We start from the raw sequence: 19,213 nt of genomic DNA, 5'->3' as shown, positions 1-19,213 counted from the left end.
TCTGGCATTAAACGAATTGTATCTATTTGTCGATTGAAGTCTTCCCAAAACTCTTCTTCTTTATTATTAAATTCAAAAAAACATTTCGCTTTGTGTATTTCAATTCTTGCCTCATCCGTAGTCTTTATCTCATCGCCCATATTGCTTCAAAATATCTTTTAAAGAATGGGTAATTAACGTGCCATTTTTATCTCTTTCAATCATATCATCCATCATTGCCTTGTATTCTTCACTTGGTTCAGCCAAACGTAAAGCGGTTTCTTCCAAAGACCATTCAATAAAATTTTTAAGAGAGCGTTTGTTCAGCTTGGCTTGGTCTTCTAAAATAGCAATCGTTTTATTATCCAGCTCGATTAATTTTTTAGTCTTTCCCATAGTATATAGATTGTATATATCAAATATATACAATGAACCATTAATAATCAATTAAAAATTACAAATTTTGTGAAACAATAAACCCACCCGTCCAAGCATTCTGAAAGTTAAAACCTCCTGTGATGGCATCAATATTAAGTACTTCACCTGCAAAGAATAAGTTTTGGCAGACTTTACTTTCAAAGGTTTTGAAGTTTACTTCTTTCAAATCTACACCGCCGGCGGTTACGAATTCTTCTTTAAAAGTGCTTTTCCCCTTAACTTCAAAATTAGCGGCAGCTAATTGATTTGCGATATTCAGGAGATTTTCGCGGGTAGCTTCGGCCCAAGTAAGGCGCTCGTCAATTCCCGAAGATTTAATAATACTTTGCCAAAGTCGTTTTGGCAATTCAAACTGCGCATATTTAAAAATGGTCTGCTTTCCCTGAAATGTTTTTATTTCCTTTAAAGAATCCAAAACATCTTCCTCCGTAAGTGTGTGCAACCAATTTACTTCAATATTAAAATGGTATTGCAAAGTCTCTAAAACGCGAGCGCCCCAAGCTGAAAGTTTTAAAATTGCCGGACCACTCATTCCCCAATGGGTGATCAAAAGCGGACCGCTACTTTCCAAAACCGTTTTCCCTTTTTTATCGAACACTTTCACCGACGCTTCGGTGCTCAATCCGGGTAAATCTACAATTCGTCCATCCTTAATATTAAAAGTGAAAAGCGATGGAACAGCAGACACAACAGTATGTCCCAAACCTTCTAACAATTGCCAAATCTTCGGATTACTGCCTGTGGCAACTACAATTTTTTCAGCCGAAAAAGTCTCGGTAGTTGTGTTTATAGTGAAATGATCCGACTCCTTTTGAATGGTTTTTACAGATTGATTGAGTAAAACTTCAACCCCCAAACGTTTTGCTTCGGAAAGAAAACAATCAATTATAGTTTTCGAAGAATCTGAAACCGGAAACATTCTTCCATCTTCTTCAATTTTAAGTTCCACTCCCCGTTTCTCGAACCATTCAATAGTATCGCCAGTCATAAAAGTGTGGAATGGTCCTAAAAGTTCCTTTTCGCCACGCGGGTAGTTCTGCGTTAAATCCTTCGGAATAAACTCGGCATGGGTTACATTACAGCGGCCGCCGCCAGAAACTTTCACTTTGGTGAGTACTTCTTTTCCGCGTTCTAGGATTACGATTTTAAGTTTAGGATTCTTTTCCGCAGCATTTATTGCTGTAAAAAAACCTGCTGCTCCGCCGCCAATTATTATAACATCGGCCTGCTTCAAGCCAATATTTTTTCTTCTGCAAAAGATTCGCAGAGTGCAATAGTTTCTTTTACATCTTCGAGCGTAGTTCGTGGATTTATCAAACACATCCGCAAAACAACTTGTCCGTTTAACACAGTGGTTACAAGTAACGCCTGTTTAGATTCGACTACATTTTGCGAAATTCGCTGGTTCAACGCATCCAGCTTTTTCTCGGAAAGTTTATTGCCAATTGGGTTATATCTAAAATTAATTACCGCTAGAGTCGCTGGTGAAATTACTTCCCAATTAGAACTTGTACGAAGAAATGCTTCCGTGGCTTCTGCCAGTTTTACGTTATAAGTAATCGCTTTTCGGAATTCACCCAAGCCGAAAGTTTTAACCGACATATAAAATTTCAATGCTCGGAAACGGCGCGTTAATTCAATACCGTGATCGTAAAAATTAATCTCGGAAGTATTGCCTTCAATATCTCGTAAATACTCAGGTTTTTCGGTGAAAGTACCTTTAAGCCATTTGTGATTTTTAATTAAAAGACATCCAATTTCATAAGGCTGAAAAAACCATTTATGAGGATCGATTGTTAGGGAATCTGCCTTTTCAATTCCTTTTAAAAGCTGTTTTCCGTTATCGGCAAGAATTGCAAACCCCCCGTAAGCCCCGTCAATGTGGAACCAAATGTCTTCTTTTTTACAGATTTTAGCAATATCTGAAAGCGGATCGACCGTTCCCGTATTTGTTGTTCCGGCAGTTGCAATTAAGCAAAAAGGTTGCAAACCTTCCAAACGATCTTTTGCAATTGCATTCTTTAATTTATTGAGTGAAAATTTGAATTCACCATCGGTTGGAATTACACGAATCTGTTCTTTACTAAAACCTAAAACTCGAATGGCTTTTATATTTGATGAGTGCGCCTGGTCTGAAAGATAGATAATAGCTTTGCTGAAATCGTCGCCACATTTTACCGAACGTGCGGTTACCAATGCAGTTAAATTGGCCATTGAGCCACCACTTGTGAAAATTCCACCTCCTTTTTTCTGAGGAAAACCGAACATTTTAAGAAGCCAATTCATGGTTACAATTTCCATTTCGGCTGCAGCGGGCGATGCTTGCCAACCTCCAGAAAATATATTAAAACCAGAAGCTAAACCATCTGCCATCGCACTAATGTAATTGCTAGGACCCGGAACAAATGAGTATGATTTTGGGTGAGAAACGATGTTACTTTTGGTCATCACTTCGTCCAAAACAAAATTTAAAACTTTTCTTGGATCGCTGGGTTTTTCGGGAGCGTCTTCAAGAAAAAGTTCCTCCATTTCTTCTCGCGATCCTGAAACCACGGGGAGTTTTTCATTCTGTGTTGCAAAATGTGCTACAATGGCATCAACTACTTCATAGCCATAGGCTTTCATATCTTCATGGCTCAACTCCAAAGTTGCTTTGTTCTGAATATTCACGTGTTTGTTTTTTGAATTTTTTGAAAGTGCAAAATTACGGTTTTAGGAAAGGAAATTGGGAGTTTCAGACAATAAAATACAACTTCGGAAGAAAGCGGTAAAACATATTAAAACTCAGTAATGCAAGTTTTTAAATTTTACTTCACAAAAAAACCTAACAGATCTTGAAGACCTGTTAGGTTTGATTTAGTTTGCTTTAATAGTCTTCGACGGAGTTTATATTGAGCGCAGTCGAAATGCTCAAACTGAGATTGTAATTATTCTACAATCATTTTCTTAGTAACCGTTTGCGCATCATTACTGAAGTTCACAAAATATAAACCTGCAGGAAGGTTTATTGCTAGTGTATTCTGCCCTTCGGAAATAGTTTCAGTAGAAATTAAATTGCCCTGAACTCCGTATATTTGAACCTTTTCAAAAGAAACAATATTGTTGAAATTGATTTCGTTTTTCACCGGATTTGGATAAAAACTGAAGTTTTCGATTGTATTATCTGCTACGCCCAAAACGCCACATAGAAAAGGATCGAATGTTACTTCGCCTAAAGTTGGATCGTCTACACTGTGAAAAATAACATCTTCCACTTGCGCTTCTGTGCTTTGTTCTCCTTCAATCCAACAGTTATTTTTTGCTGAAACAGTATTAGCCGTATTGTTGTAAAGTGCATAAACCGCTCCGCCGTTACCGTTTTCAGAAAAAACATTGTTACCAGGATTTGCAGCATCATCACCAAGATTTATGGAAGCCGAATCTTGAAGGGTAATTCCCCAAAGATTTCTTCGTATCTGGTTGCCCGAAACAATTACCTCAGGACCAACTGCCGATGTTTGTAAATTAATACCACTTCCTCCAAGAAGAGGATCGTTTTGAATATTGTTATCTTCAATAATATTGTTTGTAATTTCTGCAGTATTCACTGAACCTAGAATCGTAATTCCGTAACGGTTTCCTCGAATAGTATTATTATCGATAAGCACGTTTACATCGCCGCCCACGAAGTTGGCAATTGCAATACCTCCAGCCTGTTCTGATGCAGGATCGCCGATGATTGTATTTTGAATAATTTCCAACGGAATATTTGGCAAAGTAGTACCCAGATTTATCTGCGGACGATTAGAATTGTTTTTGTTATTCCCTTCAATTGTATTATTGAAAATATATGCTGACACTGCTGAATTCGCTGCCGAGCCAATAGCTGGATTACTATTAAAAGTGATAGTATTGTTAGTTATTTGCGGCAATCCGCGAGACAACTGAATTACTGCACTTGTAGTTGTACCTGAAACATTATTAGTAAGTGTGCAATTATCTATTGAAAAAGTTTCGGTTAAAACGCGAAGTCCGCCGCCATATTCAATAGTCGAATTTTTAATATCGATAGTTGAAAGTTCCTCAAAACGAAAACCGTCGTAAGGCGCATTTTCATCAACCGCAGTAATTGTAACTGCATCAGTATCTATTGTAAAATCTCCAAAAACCGTTACTCGTTTACCACCATCAATTAATAGTGTTAAGTCTGTATCAATAATAACCGCATCATTTGCGGCAATGGTTAAATTCCCCAACAATGTGTATTCGCTACCAGAAATGGTAATTGTAGAAGGGCTTGCCGCAGCAATATCGTCAAGGGTCCAGTTTACACCCGTATCTGGAGTTGTATAATCCTGCGCAAGTACTATAGCGCAAGTAAAAAAAGTTAAGAATGTAGTAAGAATAATTTTTTTCATCATTTTTTGTTTTTTTTGAAGTCGCAAAAATAGGGATATGAACTAACGCAAAAAAACAAATTAGTAGGTTTTACATTTTAGTAAAAGAATTAACTTTGAAATATGGTACTATACATTTTAATGATTTTTTTTATCATTAGTCCTTTTTTTCCAGCGACTCAAAATCCACATTGGTTTTTCCGCACCGCAGATTTTGTAAGACTTCAATCCTTGGTTATTCAATTTATCTTGTTGGGCCTCTTTTTATATTTCGAAGAAAATTATACGGTCTTTAGCTGGGTATTACTTTCTGCTATTGTTGCCACAATAATCTATCAGCTTTATAAAGTGTTTCCATATAGTTCTCTTTTCCCAAGAAGAAAATCGGAGGCGGCGAGCGACGGTCAAGTTTCTATTTTAGCGGGAAATGTTTTACAAACAAATTCGTGTTACCCAGATTTTTTAAACGAAATAAAACGTTTTGATCCAGATTTGATTTTAACAATGGAATCTAACAAAGATTGGGAAAACTGTCTTTCAGAGATTGAAAAAGATTATCCATTTACAGTGAAAGTACCTTTAGAAAATTTTTATGGAATGCATCTGTATTCAAAAATAGAATTAGAGAATGTTGAAGTGAAATATCAAATTGAAGACGATAAACCTTCCATATTCTTCGATTTTCCTATAAAAGGAAAACCGCCTATCTATTTTTGCTGTTTGCATCCCGCACCTCCTAGCCCTACCGAGAATGAAACTTCTAAGGAACGCGATGCCGAGTTAATGCTAACCGGAAAACAGATACGCAAGTTAGATAAGCCAACTGTTGTATGTGGCGATATGAATGATGTAGTATGGAGCCGAACTACGCGTCTTTTTAAAAAAATGACTGGAATGATCGATCCACGCGTGGGCCGGGGGTTTTTCTCAACTTTTCACGCTGGGTATATATTTCTACGGTTTCCGTTGGATCATTTATTTCACACTCGCGATTTATTTGTAGAGAAAATGGTGCGTTCTAAAAACTTTGGAAGTGATCATTTTGCGATGTATTATGAAATTCATCATAAAAGAAAAGTGCAAACGCCAAAAAATCCAAAACTAAACGGAGACGATAAAGCGGAAATTGAGGAGTTGATTGAAGAGGGGAAAAACAATTAAAAATAAGCCCGCTAATTCTGAAGAGCCTTTAAACGAACCCTTTTAAAACAAAAAAAGCCCCTCATTTCTGAAGAGCTTTCTACTTTTGTACAGGCGGAGAGACTCGAACTCTCACACCTTGCGGCACTAGATCCTAAGTCTAGCGTGTCTACCAATTCCACCACGCCTGCATTAAAATTTTTTACAACACTTAGGACATATTGTAAAAGAAGCCTGCCCGTCTTTTTCAAAACTTGCTTCGGCGGGTGCAAATATAAAAAATACTTCCAAATGATTGTCAACTTATCCTAAATTTTTTATCGAATTATTTCCAAAGCAATAATTTCTTTTTCAAATACCATTAAAGCTCCTTTTGTAAGTCTAAAATCATCGCTCGGGAAGTTTCGGTTTCCATCAATTTTAGCTGTTCGATCATTTGCAATTTCGTTTCGCGGGAGTATTCTGGTTTAGCGCCTTCCAAATCAAAATTGTAGCCACAGTCCAAAAATAATGCATCAGACCAATCATTGCGCAAACAGTCCATAACTAAATGAAAACGGTCGGTTTCCCCATCATTGCGCACACTGTGCGATAAATTATAATTGCCGTACCAACATTCTCCAGGCAACATTTTCACCTGTTCACCATTTATTAAAAAGCGCACCCCATTATTGGTAACTAAGGGAATATGAATTCTGAAATTTCCGTCTTCATAACTCAAATTATCATCGGTATGCTCCTTAATAATACTGCCAGATTTAAGATTTAAGAGTCTAATTGATTCTTTTTCACATTTAAACGAATCGATTATTTCATTAAAATATGCGCATTTTTGAAGCAGTATTGTATTATTAAATTTTTCTCCATCTATGGAGAATGCAAAATTATTGTCCATTTCGCCATCCTGCGAACGTAATGCAATTGAAGTCCACTGACCACTAAAGTCATTTTTGTTATAATGCAAGTTGAAATTATAATCTTTACAGACCTCCAAATCTTTCTGCAGTTTTTCTTCCGAAAAGTGAAAATTTAATTTTAAAAAAGCGTTTTCCATAAAAATGAAATCTTTGGTTCAGCCTACAAATTACTGCATTTTTAGTACTTTTAGAAAAAATTATTATTTATAATGAAAAGTGCAAAACCTTATATTGAAAAAAACAAAGAACGTTTTATAGACGAACTAGTTGAACTGTTGAAAATACCTTCCATCAGCGCAGATTCTGCCTATAAAAAAGATGTTTTAAAAACAGCTGAAGCTGTAAAAACCCAACTTGAAAAAGCTGGCTGCGATAGCGTAGAAATCTGCGAAACGCCAGGTTATCCAATTGTTTACGGCGAAAAGATGATCGATGAAAAGTTACCCACCATTTTGGTTTATGGGCATTACGATGTGCAACCGCCAGATCCGTTAGATTTATGGAATAGCCCACCGTTTGAGCCAGTTATTAAAAAAACAGAACTACATCCCGAAGGCGCCATTTTTGCCCGCGGAAGTTGCGACGATAAAGGCCAAATGTATATGCACGTGAAAGCGTTGGAATATATGACTCAGACCGATCAATTACCCTGCAACGTAAAATTTATGATTGAAGGGGAAGAAGAAGTTGGCAGCAGTAGCTTAGAATGGTTTGTATCCAGAAACCGCGAAAAACTAGCTAACGACGTTATATTAATTAGCGATACAGGAATGATTGCCCCCGATACGCCTTCAATAACAACCGGACTTCGTGGTTTGAGTTATGTGGAAGTTGAAGTAACGGGCCCAAATAGAGATCTGCACAGTGGTCTATACGGCGGCGCAGTTGCAAACCCGATAAATATTTTAACTAAGATGATTGCGTCTCTTCACGATGAAGACAATCATATTACCATTCCAGGATTTTATGACGATGTAGAAAATCTTTCAAAGGAAGAACGTGCGAAAATGGCGGAGGCTCCTTTCAATCTTGAAAATTATGAAAAATCAATAGGTATTAATTCAGTTTATGGAGAAAAAGGCTACTCAACCAACGAACGCAATTCCATTCGCCCTACTTTAGATGTAAACGGTATTTGGGGTGGCTACATTGGCGAAGGCGCTAAAACTGTTATTGCCAGTAGCGCTTTTGCAAAAATAAGTATGCGTTTGGTGCCAGATCAAGATTGGAGAAAAATCACTGAGCTTTTCAAAAATCACTTCGAAAGTATTGCTCCAAAAGGCGTTACTGTAAAAGTGAAGCCGCATCACGGCGGACAAGCTTATGTTACACCAATTGATAGTTTAGGTTACAAAGCAGCTGAAAAGGCATACGAAGAAACCTTCGGAAAGACGCCAATTCCACAACGCAGTGGCGGAAGTATTCCGATTGTAGCTTTGTTTGAAAAAGAACTGAAAAGCAAAACCATTTTAATGGGCTTCGGATTGGATAGCGACGCCATCCACTCCCCCAACGAACATTTCGGGATTTGGAATTATTTAAAAGGAATTGAAACCATCCCGCAGTTTTATCATTTTTTTACGGAAATGAGTAAGTAAATGTAGTATCGAGTGCAGGCGGGAGTTTTAGTTCTCGACTGCGCTCGAACTGACATAATTATAGTTTCTTCACGAAATCTGTAATAATCACTATTTGCTGCCCATCTACTTTGCCTTCAATATATTTTTCGTTTTCGTGATCGAGAGAAATTCTTCGAACTGCAGTTCCCTGTTTTGCAACCATACTACTTCCTTTCACTTTTAAGTCTTTTATTAAAACCACAGAATCTCCAGTTTCCAAGATAACGCCATTACTATCGCGGTGAATAATCGCATCGGCTTTTGCTTCAGCTACACCAGCTTTTGCCCACTCTTTGGTTTCATCTTCCAGATACATCATATCTAGCAAGTCTTGTGGCCAACCTTCAGCTTTCAAATGGTTAAGCATACGCCAAGCCATAACTTGCACGGCAGGAACTGTGCTCCACATGCTGTCATTTAAGCAACGCCAGTGATTCGGCTCTACTTTTTCTGGGTCTTCAATTTGCTCCTTACACGTGTTGCAAATTAAAATGTTAACCTCAGCTACATCTGTTGGCGAGTCTGACACTTCAAAAACATTAAGATTTTCTTCGTTTCCGCAAAGTTCACATTTATTATCGCTTCGCTTTTGTAGTTCTTTTTCTGAATTCATCTTTCAAATATTTATTCCAGTGCCAAGGCTATGGAGAATTTGGAGGCAAAGATAACCGAAAGGTCGAAATAGACCTCAAAGGTTCTAAAAAGCTTTGAGGTTTCAAGAACAGCTGATTTTTGCACGTTTTGTTGAAATACATTTTGTGACTCATAATTCATACCTTTATAAAGTTTCAGCGCATATAATTTTCTTATTATGAAATCAAAAACCACCTCACTCGCCTTATTTTTAATCAATACTATTTTTATTGCAATCGTCTCTTTTTCAGCTTTCGGTCAGAACAATAAGGAATTGGAAACGCTAATTTCTTCCTATAAAACATACAGCGAATTGCCGCGCGAAATAAGTTACGCCCACCTCAACAAAACCGTTTTTTTAAAAGGAGAGATTATGGGTTTTACAACTTACTTTTTTGATAAAAGCAGTAAGAAACCCTCCACAACTGTTACAAACGTTTACTGTACAATTTCTGATGAAAACAATAAAATTATAAAAAGCGAAATGATTTTGGCTAGCAATGGCGTTGCAAATGGCTCGTTTCAAATAGATAGCCTTTTTACTTCGGGACAATATATTTTTAAGGTTTACACCAATTGGATGCGCAATTTTGACGAGCAGAATTATTACTCTCAAACCATAAAAATTATAGATTCTGAAATAGAAAAGCCCAAAAACGCTCAAGTTATCACCTCCACTTTTGATGCGCAATTTTTACCGGAAGGCGGACATTTTGTAGCAAATACTAAAAATTCAGTTGGCGTAATTGTAAAAGACAGCTTGGGTTTTGGAGTGCCAAATATTTATGGGCAAGTTGTAGACGTTGCAAATAAGCCTCTTATCGATTTCAAAACCAATCGCTTCGGAATTGGGAAATTCACCTTTACTCCCAATGAAACCGACACTTATAAAGTGGTTTTAAATTTTAACGGAACCGAACAAACGTTTCCACTAGAAAAAGCTGAAAATAAAGGAATTGCTTTAACAATGAACGATTTGGAAAATAAGGTTGCCCTTTCCTTCAGAACAAATAAAAACACCATTTCTGAAATAAAGAATAAAATATTTACGCTGGCAATCCACAATGGAAGTTTCCTAAAAACAACTGAAGTTTCCTTTGAAAATTCTCCCGAAGTTTTCAAAATGATAAAGTATGAAGATTTAAATCCGGGGATTAATATTTTCACACTTTTTGACAAAAACAACCAGCCAGTGCTGGAACGCTTATTCTTTAAATACGACGGGATTAAATTATTAGCCAGCGGAAACCATCAAATTTCGAACTCAAGAGATTCTATTACGGTAACAATTCCTATAAAAAATAGTGAGGCTTCGAAGGCGAATAACTTCAGTGTTTCGGTGCTTCCGGAAGAAACAAAATCTTACAATCCAAATAATAATATTATTTCGGCTACATATTTACAGCCCTATATAAAAAGTAAGGTTGAAAATGCAAGCTATTATTTTACCGAAATAAATAGAAAGAAAAAATTTGAGTTGGACAATCTGCTTTTAACCCAAGGATGGAGCAGCTATGATTGGAATACCATTTTTAACAATCCGCCAATAACGCTGTACAAATACGAGAACGGCATTGAGTTTAGAGCAAATGTAAACGGCAAAAACGGATCCGAATATATGATGTACGCCACCGAAAATAACGAAATGGAATTGTTTGATTTAGATAAGGATGACAAGGATTTTGGTGCCGTCGGTCTCTACCCAATGGAGTATGAAGAAATTCAATTTAGCGAGGTAAAAAAGAGTAATGGGATTGACAGACCAAATTTATATTTAATGTTTTCGCCATCGCGAATTCCAGATTTAAATAGAGTTGAAAACATTGCGCTGCAAAACGAGAAATCTTCCTATTATTTTCATTCGGGCCAAGAAATTCTCCAAAGCAGTTGGTCCAAAGCCGAAGAATTGGACGAAGTGATTGTAAAAGCCGATAAGGTTATATCGCGGGAAGACAAATTAGCAATAAGTGCCTTTGGAAAAGTGAAAGTAATAGACGATCAAATACGAAAATCGTTTTTCTTCTTTGGTGACTATATCAGAACTCAGGGATTCAAAGTTTATGAAACAATGGGGCAACTTTTAATACTCAATCCACGTCCAGTTACATTTGGTCAGGGAGAGACAATTACCACAAAAGGAACCTTAAACGGCACCACCAACACCAGTATAAAAGTCAAGCCCGTTACGGTTTATTTAGATAACATTCCACTTACTAATACCGATATGTTGTTCAGATATTCCATGGATAACATAGATTATATTACGATTGATAAATCAGGAACAAGTGAAGGAGGATTGGGAGCTCAAGGCGTAATAAAGATTTTTACCGATCCGCTAAAAGCCCAAAGTAAAATGCAAAGAAATGTTTCTCAGAGTATTCCTGTCCCTTTGATTTTCAGCAGTCCTAAAAAATTCTATACCCCAACATACTCTACTTATAATAGTAATTTTTATAAGAATTTTGGTGTCATAGATTGGTTTCCGAACCTTAAATTGGACACCGATGGCAATATTCAGTTTACAATGGCTAAACCAAAAACTGAACATTTTAAATTGTTTTTGGAAGGCACAGCGAATGACGGCAGTTTTATTTCGGAAGAAAAAACCGTTACAATGCTTCCCAATACCTCTGATTAAAGAAAGATTCCAAAAACAAGCAGCGCTTTTCAGTAAACCGAGCCATAAAATTTCTTACTCTACGTTTGTAGAATTGAAATATTTATTCTACGTTTGTAGAGTTAATTCAAATTTTACTTAAATGGCACTATCAAATTCCGAAGAACAATTAATGCAACTCCTCTGGAAAAAGGAACGCGCTATTATGAAAGATTTAGTTGAAGCCTATCCAGAGCCAAAGCCTGCAACCACTACAGTTGCTACGCTTTTAAAACGGATGCAGGACAAAAATTTTGTAGATTACGTTCAACTTGGGCGATCGCGCGAGTACTTTCCGTTGGTGAAAAAGAAGGATTATTTTTCGAAACACGTAAATGGGTTGATTAAAAATTTCTTTAATAACAGCCCGTCGCAATTTGCTTCATTCTTTACTGAAGAAACCAATCTTTCAAAAAAAGAATTGGAAGAATTAAAAACTTTAATCGATTCCGAAATTCAAAAAAAGTAATTATGGAACTCTATTTTTTAAAATCTGCCGCTTGCCTCGCACTGTTCTTCGCTTTTTACAAGCTGTTTTTGGAAAATACTTCCATTCATAATTTTAAGCGTTTTTATTTATCGGGAAGTTTATTGGCTTCTTTTTTAATTCCGCTCATCACTTTTACAAGCTACGTTGAAGCTTCACCGGTTGTTCAAATTTCTTCGGAAGCAGCGCCACAAATTATTTTTACGCAAGCTGAACAAACCATCAATTATTGGCCGTATGTTATTTGGGCGATTTACGGGTTGGGAGTTTTATTTTTTAGTGTGAAATTTTTCAGAAATCTTTTCAGTTTAATTCAAAAAATTCGGAAGAATCCGAAGTACAAAAACACGCGTTTCATCAATATTCTTTTAAAAGAAAAAGTAATTCCACATACATTTTTTAGCTATATATTTCTGAACAAAATACAATTTGAAAACCAGGATATTCCTGCAGAAGTAATGCTTCACGAAGAAACTCATGCACGCCAAAAACACAGTTTAGATGTAATTGCGGTTGAACTTTTACAGATAGTATTTTGGTTTAATCCGCTGTTTTATTTCATTAAAAGAAGCATTAAACTAAACCACGAATTTTTAGCAGACCGTGCCGTATTAAAAGCGGGTGCGCAAACTTCAAACTATCAAAAAATATTACTGGCATTCTCATCAAATGCTTATACGCCATCGTTGGCACATTCAATCAATTATTCATCTATCAAAAAACGATTTACAGTTATGAAAACACACACCTCAAAAAGAGCCATTTGGTTTCGCAGTATTTTACTGTTGCCACTGCTAGCTGTATTAATTTACGGGTTTAGCACCAAAGAAGTTTTAATAGAACAAGCTGAAAAAAGCGCCGTTTTTGCAAGCGACACCATTGAAGATATTAAGATTGTAATTGACCACAACACAAAACTAACTTTAAACGGAATTCCTGTTAAACTTGAAGATCTTAAAACCGAAATCAACAAACGAAATACACATTTAACAGCTGAGCAAAAGCAAAGATATCTATCTGCCAATGTAGGACTATATGATGAAAAAGATAATGATTTAGCTGAAAACATCATAGAAATACTCCAAGCTAGCAATTATAGAAACTTAAGTATATATCACTTAAAAAACATGGAAGATGCAAATTTGGATACAAATTTTATAGTGAATTCCCTATCAGGAAAAACCGCTGAGGAAGCAGAAGTATTGTATCAAGAGCGTTCAATAGAGCGTGAAAAATTTAAAACTATTACAAGCGCTAATGTGAAAAATGATAAAAACAATCCTTGGTCAGTTCAAGTTGGTGAACCTGAGGAAAGAAACGAAAACACTGGGGAAATAATTCAACAAAAAGCCACCGAAGCCGAACTCGCCGAATACAACGAACTGGCAATTAAATACAACGCAGTGGATATTGAAAAACGCATTATTAAAAAGAAAGATTTAGAGCGTTTGGAAAATATCTATCGAAAAATGACAGATGCACAAAAAGCAAATGCACAATCTTTTCCAGAGTGTATTCCGCCGCCACCGCCTGCTCCAATAGTTAAGAAAGGAGAGGACAGCAATATTCCGCCTCCCCCACCTCCACCAGCTCCAAAAGTTCCTTCAGCAGAAAACGGAAATTTATATACGGCAGCCCAAGCTCCGCCACCGCCAAATTCAAACCCAGTTGAATACGTAAAGGAACTGGCAAAGAGAGGAGCTACTTTTTATATTGGTCCTCATAAATACAGTGCGGAAGAAGCAATTATAATGGTTCAAAAAAGCAACGAAGCAACTATAGATGTAAGCCAATATCCGAAGGTAATTATAGGTGGGTGCTAAATAAATACCTACAAGGTGATTGCTTCGTGCCTCGCAATTACACCTTGCAGGAATTCTAGTCTTTAGTTTATCCTGAGCGAAGCCGAAGGGCTCGAACAGACAAAAAAAAGACGCCTCTAAACTTTAAAGTTTAGAGGCGTCCTTTTTTAAACTTTTAATCTTTTAGATTCTATTCCAAGCATCATTTAAAACATTCACATCGGGCAAGATTTTATTTGGGTCTAAAATCACGCGTTTTACTTCTTTTGTAGTTTTTAATAAATGTGACCAGCTATTGCCGCGTTGCCAAATTTCTACCGGAAGTAAAATCTCCTCTTTTGAATTGTCGGCATAAATAACTTGGAGTTGCACTGGCATTGGAACTTGTCCCGTATTTTCCACCGTAATTAAATAGTTTCCTTGAAACTTCTTCACTTCAGAAATACCTAAATCTATATTGCCGTTGCCATAAAACCATCCTTTCCAAAACCACGATAAGTCTTCGCCTACCACATTTTCCATATGGTTAAAAAAGTCGTTTGGTTGTGGATGTTTGTACGCCCACGTTTTAATATAGCTTTTAAAAGCATTGTCAAAACGCTCGTGCCCTATTATATATTCGCGAAGCAAGAAGAGCCCAGCGGCTGGTTTATAATAAGCTGTGTAGGCTAGGTTTCTGGCGTTCGCCACATCAGGATAAGTGTCTATGCCTTCGCGATTTTCGGAAGTTAAATAGCCCACTAAATTTTTTGGACTGTCTGAACGTGTGGGGAATTCGCCATTATTAAAAGCGGCGGTGCTATAATGATTTATAAATATATTAAAACCTTCGTCCATCCAAGGGTAACGGCGTTCGTTACTACCAACAATCATCGGGAACCAGTTGTGTCCAAATTCGTGATCTGTAACGCCCCACAAATCTTCATCGACACTTTTATAGTGGCAAAAACTAACCCCAGGATATTCCATGCCGCCAACGCTTGCCGCAACGTTTATTGCATTTTGGTACGGATACGGAAAATAGTTATTTGAGTAAAATTCTATAGAAGCTTTTGAAAATTCGGTAGATCGCGTCCATGCTTTTTTGCCATCACTTTCTTTTGGATATACAGATTGTGCCAACCCTGATTTGCCTTCGCCAAGATTCATTCGGGCAGCATCCCAAATAAAAGCAGTTGAAGCAGCCCAAGCTACATCGCGTGTATTTTCCATTTTAAAATGCCAAGTGAGTGTACCGCTATTTTTGGCGTGTGCAATGGGTTTTCCCACCTCATCTGGTTTTATAATATAAACGGTTTCGTCACTTTTTTCTGCTTTAGACCATCTATCAAGTTGCTCTTTTGTAAGCACCTCTTTTGGGTTTTGCAACACGCCAGAACAAACAACGGTTTGATTAGCTGGCGCAGTAATTTTTACATCATAATTGCCGTACTCGCAATAAAACTCACCTGCCCCTAAATACGGATCAGTATTCCAACCTACAACATCATCAAAAACTGCCACTCGCGGATACCATTGTGCTAAAGCGTAAATAGTGCCGTCCTTAACTTCCAAACGCCCCATTCGGTCCATACCTTCTACAGGAACTTTAAATTTAAAATCCATTTTTATTTCAACCTTCCCTCCTTTTGCGGCCAAAGGCTTATCCAGCCAAAGTTGCATTCGGGTATCTGTAATTAAATATTTTGAAGAAGTACCGGTTGTTGTTTTAGCTGAAACATTTTTCAATTCCAAACCGCCTTCCACGTCGCCACTGTATCTACCGCCTTGTACTGCGGTGGTTAGCGTGCCTCGTGAATTTTCGGTAAACCGATTTTGTTCCAAATAAATCCATATAAAATCTAATGTTTCGGGGCTGTTATTTGTGTACTGAATAGTTACGTTGCCAGAAACCGTGTGGTTTTTGTCGTCCAGTGTTGCTTCCAAACTATAATCGGCTGAATTCTGCCAGTATTCTGGTCCAGGTTTTCCAGATGCAGAACGATACACATTACCCTGTCTGTAACTGAAATTATCAAATAGTTGCTGATTGCTTTGTTTTACTTCCTGTGCGGTTAGCGTGAAAGAAAATGTGGATAAAAGCAGCGTGATAAAAACTCCGTAAGCGAAATATTTCATTAGAATATAATTTTAAAAATAGTGAGCTAATGTACTAAATGCAATTTGAAATTGGTGTTAAAGAAAGTACTACAGAGTCTAAAATAGATTGAAGCTAAATGAAAAGCTTTTCAGCCAAGACTTAATGAATAAAAATGAAATCGGTTAACTAGAAAAATTTGATAAACGCATACTTTTATGCTCGTGTGTAGTCAGCATTACGAATGGGAAAGTCCTAAAATTTAAGAATAATTAAAATTTTAATAATCGGTAAAACATCATTGCCTGGAAAAACTTTAGTTTATAAAAAGCTACAAGAAATGTGCAATCTACCCATAAATCGAAGTGCAATTGTATCTTTACGAAGTCAGAAAAATATTATTTTGAGATAGGAAAATTAAGAAAAAACGAAATACAATTGATTTGTAATATATGTGAAATTTATTCTTATTAACGCCTAATCACTTTATACAATACGTTAAATGAAGAAGAATTAAAAATGAAGAACAACGAAAAGACCAGCTGGAGTACCTGTCCAGAATGTCATGGACGCGGCAAAAAAAGCCAGAGAATTCGCAAGAAAATGCGACTCGCCTACCAAAATGCATTAATTCAATTTGAAAGAACGAATGGCGAAGGAACGCCTCCTGTTCGTCCTAAAGGTCACTTAAATTCATGTTTAAATTGTTCTGGATCTGGGTTGGTGCAATCTGCTAACCATCCCATAGCAGATAAAGAAAATTACCCGCACGTTGCTATTATTGGTGGCGGTATTGGCGGTGTGGCACTTGCTGTGGCCTGTTTGCACCGAGGCATTCCTTTCACTCTTTATGAACGCGATAGTGGTTTCAATACTCGTTCTCAAGGTTATGGACTTACTTTGCAACAAGCTAGTAAAGCGATTGAAGGATTTGGAATTTTCTCATTAGAAGAAGGGGTTATTTCAACAAGACACGTTGTTCATACTACAGACGGAAAAGTGATTGGTGAATGGGGTATGCGGAAATGGACGCCTGAAGATGAAAAAATGGCTCCGAAACGCACAAATGTACATATTGCACGACAGGCTTTACGCTTAGCACTGCTGAAGCAATTAGGTGGAAATGATGCGGTGCAGTGGGGGCACGAATTAATAGATTTTAAAGAAAGTAAAGACGAAACTGTTAATCTGAATTTTCAAGTGGACGGGCAGATGAAAAGCGTCAAGGCAGATCTTGTAATTGGTGCAGATGGTATTCGAAGTGTTGTGCGTAACTTGCTAATTGGCGAAGATGTAACGCCATTACGTTACTTAGACTGCATTGTAATATTGGGTATATGTAGTTTAGATGCGCTTGAAGATTTAGATAATTCTTTATTAGACTCGGCCACTGTATTTCAAACCGCCAATGGTAATGAACGGATTTATGTAATGCCATTTTCGTCAGATTCGGTTATGTGGCAACTAAGTTTTCCAATGCCGGAAGAAGAAGCAAAAGCCTTGAGTAATAAAGGCACTAAAGCACTCAAAAAAGAAGCGTGTAAAAGAACGAAATGGCACGATCCAATTCCTCAGATTTTAGCGGCGACCCCAGAAACTCAGATTTCTGGTTATCCCGTATATGATCGAGAATTATTAAATTCAGAAATGTTGGAACAAGTTGGCCCAATAACATTAATTGGAGATGCGGCTCACCCTATGAGTCCGTTTAAAGGTCAAGGTGCGAATCAGGCGTTGTTGGATGCGCTGGCGCTGGCTCGTGGTATTTCACAAGGATGTAGACCCTTATCGCAATGGAGGGAAGTTGGAGTTAGGGAAAGTGTATTAACTGCCTTTGAATCAGAAATGCTAGAACGCAGTGCTTCCAAAGTAAAAGATTCCGCCGCTGCAGCAGCCTTTTTACATTCCGATATTGTGCTTCACGAGGGTGATGAGCCAAGAGGAAGATGTTTAAAAAGAAAGAATACAACAGCATAAAAACTTTAGGCTACGTACTTAGGCGAAAGTTTTGGATGGAACATTTTTATATAAAAAAAGGATCTGGTTTTTGGACCAAATCCTTTTTCTAAATTTAAAAACAGCACTGAAATTAACTGACTTTGCAGTTGTTATTTCAACTTAAATTTCAATACATATTAATTTATTGTGGTTGGGTAACCGTACTCTTTTGAAGCGTTGCCGCAGTTTGAGCCAATAATCTTCCGTTTATTGAAGAACCCGTTCTTAAATGAATTCCTGTCTGTCCTAATACGTTTCCTTCAAAATGGCTAGTTGTTCCAAAAGTAACTTCCCCAGCAACTTGCCAGAAAATATTTTTAGCTTGTGCACCACCTTTCAAGGTAACGTTTACGGCAGAACTCATATCAAGATTTCCAGCAATTTGAAATATCCAAACATCGTTCGGTCCACCTGCAAGTGCAATATCTGTTGGGATAACTACAGAACTTGTAAATTTATAAAGTCCGGCCGTTAGTGTTTCACCACCAATATTTCCGGCGCCTAAGTTTACAAAATCTGGAGTAGTACGTCCGGCAGCGTCAGTATATGCAGTTTGCATATTACTTATTGCCGTTGTTAACATACTTGCGCTTGTAGTTTTACAAGCTGGACCTGCAGCATCTACAGAATATACATTCCCGGTCACTTCGTCGCAGGCTAAAACCATAGCAGCACCAGTAATTGGGCTTGTACCTATATCGCCAGTAATAGCAGATTTATAGACACTCGTTATTCCTGTTTTTGTTAGAATCGCAAAATTACTTGCAACACCAAGGTTTACTACTTCTAATGTTTTTTTACTGTCCGGATTTTTATCCGAAGAATTATTTGGTAGATCTGCGGTGCTTTCTACAATCGCGTTCGAATCAGCGGCACTGTCACTCATTTCACTCTGTTCGCAGCTGGCCAAAAATCCAACAAATACTAATGCTAAGGCTGGTAATATAATTTTAAGTTTCATAATTAGGTTTTATTTTTCGTGACTTAATTATCACGAGGGAATGGTTAAGGTTTGAATATTGTAATGGATACAATCATTATATCTAAAAGTAATTTTAATGATATAGTTAATTATATGTCACTATGTATTT

At 37.2% G+C, this 19,213-nt stretch carries 14 protein-coding genes and 1 tRNA gene; 6 read left to right on the top strand and 9 right to left on the bottom strand.

The window, feature by feature from the left end; all coding sequences use genetic code 11:
- Window positions 1-129: 129 nt before the first annotated feature.
- The 4 genes from AC3RVG_RS09810 to AC3RVG_RS09795 all read right to left on the bottom strand — a co-directional run bounded on the left by AC3RVG_RS09810 (window position 130) and on the right by AC3RVG_RS09795 (window position 4,817).
- Entirely contained in the window at window positions 130-375 is a 246-nt protein-coding gene (locus tag AC3RVG_RS09810; protein ID WP_489691286.1) for a hypothetical protein, read from the bottom strand.
- A gap of 58 nt (window positions 376-433) precedes the next feature.
- Window positions 434-1,651, bottom strand: coding sequence for a BaiN/RdsA family NAD(P)/FAD-dependent oxidoreductase (locus AC3RVG_RS09805; RefSeq protein WP_489691285.1), 1,218 nt, complete (start codon window positions 1,649-1,651; stop codon window positions 434-436).
- The gene (locus tag AC3RVG_RS09800) at window positions 1,648-3,042 is read right to left on the bottom strand and encodes a pyridoxal phosphate-dependent decarboxylase family protein (RefSeq protein WP_489691598.1); all 1,395 of its coding nucleotides are present in this window, start codon (window positions 3,040-3,042) and stop codon (window positions 1,648-1,650) included. Before AC3RVG_RS09800 ends, AC3RVG_RS09805 begins: the two co-directional genes overlap by 4 nt.
- Before the next feature lie 302 nt (window positions 3,043-3,344).
- Entirely contained in the window at window positions 3,345-4,817 is a 1,473-nt protein-coding gene (locus AC3RVG_RS09795) for a T9SS type A sorting domain-containing protein (protein WP_489691284.1), read from the bottom strand.
- 99 nt (window positions 4,818-4,916) lie between these two features.
- Between AC3RVG_RS09795 and AC3RVG_RS09790 the strand changes: the two genes are divergently transcribed.
- Window positions 4,917-5,954: an endonuclease/exonuclease/phosphatase family protein gene (locus AC3RVG_RS09790; protein WP_489691283.1), complete on the top strand. Its 1,038-nt coding sequence runs from the start codon at window positions 4,917-4,919 to the stop codon at window positions 5,952-5,954.
- 88 nt (window positions 5,955-6,042) lie between these two features.
- Here AC3RVG_RS09790 and AC3RVG_RS09785 read toward each other — a convergent pair.
- Window positions 6,043-6,124 (bottom strand) — tRNA-Leu (locus AC3RVG_RS09785).
- A gap of 170 nt (window positions 6,125-6,294) precedes the next feature.
- A complete protein-coding gene (locus AC3RVG_RS09780) occupies window positions 6,295-6,987 on the bottom strand; it encodes an aspartyl/asparaginyl beta-hydroxylase domain-containing protein (protein WP_489691282.1) in 693 nt (230 codons plus the stop codon).
- Between the two features lie 72 nt (window positions 6,988-7,059).
- Between AC3RVG_RS09780 and AC3RVG_RS09775 the strand changes: the two genes are divergently transcribed.
- The gene (locus AC3RVG_RS09775; protein ID WP_489691281.1) at window positions 7,060-8,448 is read left to right on the top strand and encodes a dipeptidase; all 1,389 of its coding nucleotides are present in this window, start codon (window positions 7,060-7,062) and stop codon (window positions 8,446-8,448) included.
- Window positions 8,449-8,506: 58 nt separating this feature from the next.
- On the opposite strand, the gene AC3RVG_RS09770 is transcribed toward AC3RVG_RS09775, so the two are convergent.
- Window positions 8,507-9,082, bottom strand: coding sequence for a PhnA domain-containing protein (locus AC3RVG_RS09770; protein ID WP_489691280.1), 576 nt, complete (start codon window positions 9,080-9,082; stop codon window positions 8,507-8,509).
- A 198-nt stretch (window positions 9,083-9,280) separates the two neighbouring features.
- On the opposite strand from AC3RVG_RS09770, the gene AC3RVG_RS09765 reads away from it, so the two are divergent.
- The 3 genes from AC3RVG_RS09765 to AC3RVG_RS09755 all read left to right on the top strand — a co-directional run bounded on the left by AC3RVG_RS09765 (window position 9,281) and on the right by AC3RVG_RS09755 (window position 14,068).
- Window positions 9,281-11,740, top strand: a complete 2,460-nt coding sequence (locus AC3RVG_RS09765) for a hypothetical protein (RefSeq protein WP_489691279.1) — start codon at window positions 9,281-9,283, stop codon at window positions 11,738-11,740.
- A gap of 121 nt (window positions 11,741-11,861) precedes the next feature.
- Window positions 11,862-12,227, top strand: a complete 366-nt coding sequence (locus tag AC3RVG_RS09760; protein WP_489691278.1) for a BlaI/MecI/CopY family transcriptional regulator — start codon at window positions 11,862-11,864, stop codon at window positions 12,225-12,227.
- A gap of 2 nt (window positions 12,228-12,229) precedes the next feature.
- On the top strand, window positions 12,230-14,068 hold the full coding sequence (locus tag AC3RVG_RS09755) for a M56 family metallopeptidase (protein WP_489691277.1): 1,839 nt from the start codon (window positions 12,230-12,232) through the stop codon (window positions 14,066-14,068).
- 162 nt (window positions 14,069-14,230) lie between these two features.
- Here the strand turns inward: AC3RVG_RS09755 and AC3RVG_RS09750 are convergent, their stop codons facing one another.
- Window positions 14,231-16,165: a M1 family metallopeptidase gene (locus AC3RVG_RS09750; protein WP_489691276.1), complete on the bottom strand. Its 1,935-nt coding sequence runs from the start codon at window positions 16,163-16,165 to the stop codon at window positions 14,231-14,233.
- A gap of 478 nt (window positions 16,166-16,643) precedes the next feature.
- Here AC3RVG_RS09750 and AC3RVG_RS09745 point away from each other — a divergent pair, with 478 nt between their 5' ends.
- Window positions 16,644-18,101: an FAD-dependent oxidoreductase gene (locus AC3RVG_RS09745; RefSeq protein ID WP_489691275.1), complete on the top strand. Its 1,458-nt coding sequence runs from the start codon at window positions 16,644-16,646 to the stop codon at window positions 18,099-18,101.
- Between the two features lie 163 nt (window positions 18,102-18,264).
- Here the strand turns inward: AC3RVG_RS09745 and AC3RVG_RS09740 are convergent, their stop codons facing one another.
- Window positions 18,265-19,083, bottom strand: coding sequence for an ice-binding protein (locus AC3RVG_RS09740; RefSeq protein WP_489691274.1), 819 nt, complete (start codon window positions 19,081-19,083; stop codon window positions 18,265-18,267).
- Window positions 19,084-19,213: the final 130 nt, after the last annotated feature.

The organism is Aequorivita sp. IT1282 (assembly GCF_058068205.1).
Note: the sequence above shows the minus strand (reverse complement) of the source record. Positions and strands in the feature narration are given on the sequence as shown.